At 70.7% G+C, this 6762-nt stretch carries 8 protein-coding genes; 4 read left to right on the top strand and 4 right to left on the bottom strand.

What is annotated here, in order from left to right; genetic code table 11:
- On the bottom strand, positions 1 to 718 hold a 718-nt coding region (locus VGJ14_07175; protein HEY2832190.1), incomplete at its 3' end, for a class I SAM-dependent methyltransferase.
- 66 nt (positions 719 to 784) lie between these two features.
- Positions 785 to 1243, bottom strand: a complete 459-nt coding sequence (locus VGJ14_07170) for a nuclear transport factor 2 family protein (GenBank protein ID HEY2832189.1) — start codon at positions 1241 to 1243, stop codon at positions 785 to 787.
- Between the two features lie 50 nt (positions 1244 to 1293).
- On the opposite strand from VGJ14_07170, the gene VGJ14_07165 reads away from it, so the two are divergent.
- Positions 1294 to 2073 (top strand): enoyl-CoA hydratase-related protein, encoded by a 780-nt coding sequence (locus tag VGJ14_07165; GenBank protein HEY2832188.1) that lies wholly within the window; start codon positions 1294 to 1296, stop codon positions 2071 to 2073.
- Here VGJ14_07165 and VGJ14_07160 read toward each other — a convergent pair.
- On the bottom strand, positions 2060 to 3583 hold the full coding sequence (locus VGJ14_07160) for an ATP-dependent DNA ligase (GenBank protein HEY2832187.1): 1524 nt from the start codon (positions 3581 to 3583) through the stop codon (positions 2060 to 2062). The genes VGJ14_07165 and VGJ14_07160 overlap by 14 nt on opposite strands.
- Positions 3584 to 3621: 38 nt before the next feature.
- Here VGJ14_07160 and VGJ14_07155 point away from each other — a divergent pair, with 38 nt between their 5' ends.
- A complete protein-coding gene (locus tag VGJ14_07155) occupies positions 3622 to 4266 on the top strand; it encodes a nitroreductase family protein (GenBank protein HEY2832186.1) in 645 nt (214 codons plus the stop codon).
- A 7-nt stretch (positions 4267 to 4273) separates the two neighbouring features.
- Here the strand turns inward: VGJ14_07155 and VGJ14_07150 are convergent, their stop codons facing one another.
- Positions 4274 to 5419: an acyl-CoA dehydrogenase family protein gene (locus VGJ14_07150; GenBank protein ID HEY2832185.1), complete on the bottom strand. Its 1146-nt coding sequence runs from the start codon at positions 5417 to 5419 to the stop codon at positions 4274 to 4276.
- A 77-nt stretch (positions 5420 to 5496) separates the two neighbouring features.
- On the opposite strand from VGJ14_07150, the gene VGJ14_07145 reads away from it, so the two are divergent.
- Both VGJ14_07145 and VGJ14_07140 read left to right on the top strand, forming a co-directional pair.
- Positions 5497 to 6420 (top strand): LLM class flavin-dependent oxidoreductase, encoded by a 924-nt coding sequence (locus tag VGJ14_07145; GenBank protein HEY2832184.1) that lies wholly within the window; start codon positions 5497 to 5499, stop codon positions 6418 to 6420.
- A gap of 85 nt (positions 6421 to 6505) precedes the next feature.
- Positions 6506 to 6634, top strand: a complete 129-nt coding sequence (locus tag VGJ14_07140; GenBank protein HEY2832183.1) for a hypothetical protein — start codon at positions 6506 to 6508, stop codon at positions 6632 to 6634.
- Positions 6635 to 6762: the final 128 nt, after the last annotated feature.

The following is a 6762-nucleotide window of genomic DNA, read 5'->3' as shown; positions in this document are numbered from 1 at the left end:
CGGTCGGCACCCGGGTGCCGACGACGGTGCGCAGGCCGACCGGCAATTCCTCGCTGCCGAAGGCGTTTCCGATGCTCACGTCCAGGCCCAGCCTGGCCAGTTTCCTCGGCAGCGCGCCCGTGTCGAGCAGGACGTTGTCGTGACGTTCGTGGTCGCGGCGGTAGGTGCCGTCCTCGTCGCGTATGAAGGTGGTGATGTCCCGCACGAACAGGTCCGGTCGGGGCCGGGAGAACTCGGTGACCACGGACCAGTCCTCGCCCTGTCGCGCATGCAGCTGGGCGCCACGCCGCGCCCGTCCCCATTCCAGGTCACAGATGTCCACGGCGAGCACGCCGCCGGGCTTCAGTGCGGCGGCAATTCCGGCCCAGGTGCGGTCGATGGCCGCGGTGTTGGGGAGGTAATTCAGCACATGCCCGACGCTGACGATGGCATGGGCGTGCGGCAGCGGGCCGGGCAGCTGCAGCAGCCGGGTCTCCACACGCGGCAGCCGTTGCTTTTCGAGCAGGGTCAGCATCGCCGCAGACGCGTCCGTGGCAATCACCGTGTGGCCGGCCGCAACGAGCTCCTTGGTCAGCAGGCCACTGCCACAGCCGAGCTCCAGCACTGTCCCGCCGCGCACCCCCCGCAGCAACTCGAGGATGCCCGGCGCGCACGCCTGCGCGTGTGCGCCGAAGCCGCGGTGGTGCACCAGGGCCAGATCCGCACGGTAATACGCCATCTACATCGACCTCGCACCGACACTTCCCTACCGACGGCGACCTATTCGCGGCGCACTACTGGCGCATCAGTCCAGCGGGATGTCCTGGCCGCGCTCGCTCTGCGGGCGCGGGCCGAAGATCCGGCGCTCGCTCTGCGCGATGGCCACGTCGTTGATGCCGGCCTCGCGGCGGCGCATGTAGCCCTCGTCGTCGAACTCCCACTGCTCGTTGCCGTAGCTGCGCCACCACCGGCCGGAGGCGTCGCGGCTCTCGTACTGGAAGCGCACCGCGATCCGGTTGCCCGCGAACGCCCACAGCGACTTGCGTAGGGCGTAGTCCAGTTCGCGCTCCCACTTGCCGGTGAGAAAGGCCTCGATCGCCGCCCGGCCGGTGAGGAACTGGTCGCGGTTACGCCACACCGAATCCTCGGTGTAGGCCGCCGCAACGCGCTGCGGGTCCCGGCTGTTCCACGCGTCCTCGGCGGCCTGGACCTTCTGTGCTGCGGTCTCGGCGGTGAACGGGGGCAGGGGTGGGCGATCGGTCATGCCGCGAACCTAACGTGGTAGGAATTCGCGGCAGCAGCGAGGAGGCCGTCGTGGGTGAGTTCGTACGCCTCGAGGTCGCGGACGGCATCGGCACGATGCGGCTGGACCGGCCCAAGATGAACGCGCTGAACTTCGCGATGCAGGAGGAGATCCGCGCTGTCGCGGTGCAGGCGAGTGTGCGGGACGACGTCGCGGCGGTGGTCATCTATGGCGGCGAGCGGATCTTCGCCGCGGGGGCGGACATCAAGGAGTTGGACGGGCTGACGTACGCGGACGCGACGCGGTTCTCGCTGGCGCTGCACCGGTGCTTCAACGCGGTCGCCGCGATTGCGAAGCCGGTGATCGCGGCGGTCACCGGGTACGCGCTGGGCGGTGGGTGTGAGCTGGCGATGTGCGCCGACGTCCGGGTGTGTGCCGAGGATTCGCAGTTGGGGCTGCCGGAGATGCTGCTGGGGGTCATTCCGGGCGCGGGTGGTACGCAGCGGTTGCCGCGGCTGGTCGGTCCGGCCCGGGCCAAGGATCTGCTGTTCAGCGGCCGGTTCGTGAAGGCGCCGGAGGCGCTTGCCATCGGCCTGGTCGACAAGGTCGTGCCGGCCGCCGACGTGTATGCCGAGACGCTTTCCTGGGCGGGGCAGTTCGTGTCCGGTCCGGCGGCGGCGCTGCGCGCGGCGAAGACGGCGGTCGACCGCGGTATCGACCCGGGCCTGGCCTCCGGCCTGGAGGTGGAGCGGCTTGCCTACGCCGCGTTGTTCGGCACGGAGGATCAGAAGATAGGGATGCGCTCGTTCGTGCAGAACGGGCCGGGTAAGGCGAGTTTCACGGGGCGCTGAGGCGGCGCACGTCGTCGAGGGTGTCGGCCTCGTCGGCGGTCTTGTCGTCGCGATAGCGCAGGACGCGGGCGAACCGCAGCGCAATTCCGCCGGGGTAGCGGGTCGAGCGCTGGACGCCGTCGATCGCGATCTCCACGACCTGTTCCGGCCGCACCGTGACGACCCAGCCGTTGTCCGAGATCTTCAGGTCTGTGAAGCGTCCAGTCTGCCAGGTCAGCATCTCGTCGGTCATGCCTTTGAAGGTTTTGCCGAGCATGACGAACCCGCCCGCGCCGTCGCGGGCGCCCAGATGCAGGTTCGACAGCTTCCCGCGGCGCCGGCCGTGTCCCCATTCCACCGCGAGCACCACCAGATCGAAAGTGTGACGGGGCTTCACTTTCACCCAGGCCGCGCCGCGCCGGCCGGCGTCGTACGGTGCGCTCAGCGACTTCAGCACGACGCCCTCGTGGCCGGCCGCAATCGCATCGGTGAGCACGGCCGCCGCCTCCGCCGCGGTGGTGACCTCGACGCGCGGCACCAGCATCGAGGGCGGGACCACGCGTTCCAGTGCTGCCCGGCGCTCGGCGGCGGGTGCGGTCAACAGGTCGACGCCGTCGAGATGGAGGCAGTCGAAGAAGTACGGCATGACGGCGATCGCCTGCGTCGGACCCTGCCGTGCGGCCCGAGCGGCGGTGTCCTGGAACGGCGCCGGACGCCCGTCGGCCCGCATCGTCATGCCCTCGCCGTCGAGCACGATCGATTGCCCGGGCAGGGCGAGCGCAGCGACGACGACGTCGGGCATCCGGGCGGTGATGTCATCGAGGCTGCGGGTGAAGACCCACACGGTGTTGGAGTCCCGGTGCACCTGGATGCGGATCCCGTCGAGCTTCCACTCCGCGGCGGCCGGGCCGGTGCGGGTCAGTGCGTCCGCGACGTCGGTACCCGGCTGGGCGAGCATCGGTCGGACCGGTCGGCCGACCTGCAGGGCGAACTCGGCCAGCCCTGCCAGCCCGTCGAGCAGGGCCCGTTCGGCCACCGGGGCCACGGCGCCGCAGAGCATCACAGCTCGGCGGACCTCCGCCGCCGGTAGTCCCGACGCGGCGATCACCGCCTCCACCATGAGTCCGTCCAGCGCACCCTGCCTGAGCTCGCCGGCGACCAGGCCTGCGAGGAGTCGCTGCTCGTCGGTGGTCGCGCGTTCGACCAGCGCACCGAACATCTCCCGCCGTCTCGTGCTCGACCCCGGGCCGGACAGTTCGCTCATAGCCGCGAATGTTGCGTCCACCTCGGTGATCGTCAGGGTCGCTTCGGTGGCCGGGGACGGCAGAACGCGCAGCGCAGCCGGCCCCAGCCCGGTGCGGCGCTGCCGCAATTCGCCGGCCAGGTATGCGACGACGATCGGCACCTCGGCGGCGGGTGCCGCACGTAGGCAGTCGGCGATCAGCCGGGTTTTCACCGAACGTGCGGAGGTGCCCGCTACGTCGGCCGACGTCCGGGCAAGGATGTCCAAGAGCACTTCCGCAGTGTCCACCCGAAGGGCCTGTGTTATTTGAAAGGGAGGGGCAAACGATGACCGATCTCGACCTCGCCATCGTCGACGAACTGCTGAGCACCACCCGCAGCGTGCGCAAGCGGCTGGATCTGGACCGGCCGGTGGACCCGGGAGTCGTCGACTCCTGCATCGAGCTGTCCCTGCAGGCACCCACCGGAAGCAACGCGCAGGGCTGGCGATGGCTCGTGGTCACCGACGAGAAGCTGCGCGCGGGCCTGGCCGACATCTACGCCCGGTCTGCCGCGGACTACTTGACCAAGCGGGCCGCCGAACTCAAGGACAGTGACCCGCAGAATGCCCGGGTCTACGGGAGCGCGGCCTATCTGGTGGACGTGCTGCACCGGGTGCCGGTGCACGTGATCCCGTGCATCCGCGGCCGACGCACCGACGATGCGTTCGCCAACGCTTCGCTCTACGGCTCGATTTTGCCCTCGGTGTGGAGCTTCATGCTGGCCGCGCGGGCCCGCAATCTCGGCACCGTGCTGACCACGTTGCACTTGAAGAATGAGGCAGAGGCGGCGGCGCTGCTCGGCATCCCCGAGGGCTACCTGCAGATCGGGCTGATACCGGTGGCGCACACCGACCCGGCCGTGTTCAAGCCCGTGCCGGGCCGTTTCCTCGAGGCCGTCCGCTTCGTCGATCGCTGGCCGGAAGACAACTGACGGTTGCTCAGGGTGCGAAGTCGCGGCCCAGCAGATGCCGGGCCACCACCAGCTTGGCGATCTGCGCGGTACCGTCGCCGATCTCCAGACCGATGACGTCGCGCATCCGCTGACCCTGCGGGTTGTCGGTGGAGTAGCCGGCGTGCCCGAACGTCAGCAATGCCTGGTGAATGATGTCCACGCTGAGCTTCGGCGCCCACCACTTGGCCATGTTCGCGGGCACCGCCGGGTCCTTACCGGCGTCCTTGAGCGCCAACGCCTCGAAGCACAGGTGCATGGCCGCGCGCAGCTGCGTGGCGCACTCCACCAGCGGGAACGCCAAGCCCTGGAACGTGCCGATCGGCTTGCCGAACGCCTCGCGGGTGCGGGCGTACTCCATCGCGTCGTCCAGCGCCGCGGACGCGGTGCCCAGGGCCATCAGGCCGATGATCGCGCGGGAGTAGTCGAACCCGGCCATCACCCGGATGAAGCCCTGGCCCTCCTCGCCGATCAGGTTTTCCCGGCTCACCGGCAGGTCGTCGAAGTACAGGCTGGCGCGCCCGATCGCCCGACCGCCCACGTCGTCCAGCGGGGTGCGGGACACCCGGGCGTCGTCAAGGTCCACCAGAAACGCCGTCACGCCGCGCGGACCGGCCCCGCCGGTGCGGGCGAACACCACGGCCACGTCGCCGGTCATGCCCATCGAGATCGACGTCTTCTCCCCGGCGAGCAGCCAGCCGTCGCCCTGCGGGATCGCGCGCAACTCCAGGTGCGCGGCATCCGATCCCTGGCCGGGCTCGGTCAGACAGAGCAGCGGCACCGAGTCGCCGGCCGCGATCGGCGGCAGCCAGCGTGCCAACTGATCCTCGCGCGGGGCGGCCATCAGGATGTCGCCGATCAGCGCGCTGAGCAGCAGCAGGTAGCAGGCGTTGATGTCGGCCCGGGATACCTCGTACGCGGCCAGGCCGGTGGTCACCGCGTCGGCGTCCTGGCCGCCGAACCGTTCGGGGATGCGCAGGCCGGTTAGGCCCATCCCGGCCATCGCCTTGGGGATCTCCGGGCGCAGCGTCCCGGCCAGGTCGCCGTCGCGGTAGTACGGCGCGAGTACCTTCTCGCCGAATGCGCGCAGCTCCCGGCGGAAGTCCTCCTGCTCCGGGGTGAAGGTGAAGTCCACAGGCTCTCCGTTTGCGCATGTCCGGCTACCGGGGGTGCGCGGTTAGGGTGTCGGGCGTCCCGATTACTGGAGGCGCGGTGCTGACGGTCGCGAACACCGGCTTCGGCGTGATGCTCCCGAGCTTCGACCCGTTCCGGCAAGGGCCACCGCCGCTGGCGGCCGGCGCCGCGCTGGTCGAGGAGCTCGGCTTCGACTCCGGCTGGGTCGGCGACCACCTCAACTTTTACCCGCCGGTGATCGACGCGCTGACCGCGGTGGCCGCCGCGGCGAGCCGGACCGAGCGGCTGGTGCTGGGCACCGGGGTGCTGTTGCTGCCGCTGCGCAATCCAGTGTGGACGGCCAAGCAGATCGCCTCGATCGACGCGCTGGCGCCGGGCCGTTTCATCTTCGGCGTTGGGGTCGGCGGGGAGAACCCGGCGGAATGGGAGGCGGTGGGCGTGCCGGTCGCGGAGCGCGGTGCCCGCCTCGACGAGTCGCTGGAGATCGTCGGTGCGCTGCTGCGCGGCGAGCCGGTGGACCACCCCGGTCCGCTGCTGCCGGTCCGCTCCCCGGTGCTCGAGCCGGTCCCGGCGAACGCGCCGCCGCTGGTCGTCGGCGGCCGGTCGCAGGCCGCGCTGCGCCGCGCGGCGCGGGTCGCCGAGGGCTGGCTCGGCGTGTGGATGTCCGCGAAGCGGTTAGCGGAGACGCGCGCCCAACTGCACGACTACTGCGCGGCGTACGGCCGTCCACCGTGCACGGTGCTGCAGATGGTGTTCGTGCACGTCACCGACGACCTCGCGGCGGGGCAGGCGGAGGCGTTGGCGTTCGCCCGGGGCCAATACGGCCCGGCCGCGGAGAAGCTCGGGCGCTGGACGCTGGTCGGCGACGGGGAGCGGGTGGCAGCCGGGCTGGCCGAGTTGCGCGAGGCAGGCGCCGAGGGATTCGTGGTGATGCCCGCGGCGCGGGACATCCTCGCGCAGTACCACCGACTGGCGAAGGTACGCGCGCTGCTGACCGGCTGACCAACGCGAGGAGGCAACGGTGCCCCGACTGCCGCGAACTGACATGGCGTCAGAGCGAATGGGCTTGTTGTCGGACGTGACTTCGGTGTTCGTCGGCCGAACCCCGCCGATGGGGCCGGTGCCGGCGCTCGGTGAGCACGCCACGGTCGTGTTGGCCGAATTGGGCGTCGGGACGGAGGAGGTCGACGCGCTGCGCGGGCAGGGCGTTGTGTAGTCAGCGAGCGCGGGGGCCGAGGTCGAGCAGTTCCTCGACGAAACCGCCGAACCCGCGGGCTCGGTCGATCAGGTGCACCTCGAGGATCCAGTGGCTGTACACGCCGCGGGCGTCGGTGCGCCGCATGG

It is taken from the genome of Sporichthyaceae bacterium (assembly GCA_036493475.1).
Lineage (GTDB): Bacteria > Actinomycetota > Actinomycetes > Sporichthyales > Sporichthyaceae > DASQPJ01.
Note: the sequence above shows the minus strand (reverse complement) of the source record. Positions and strands in the feature narration are given on the sequence as shown.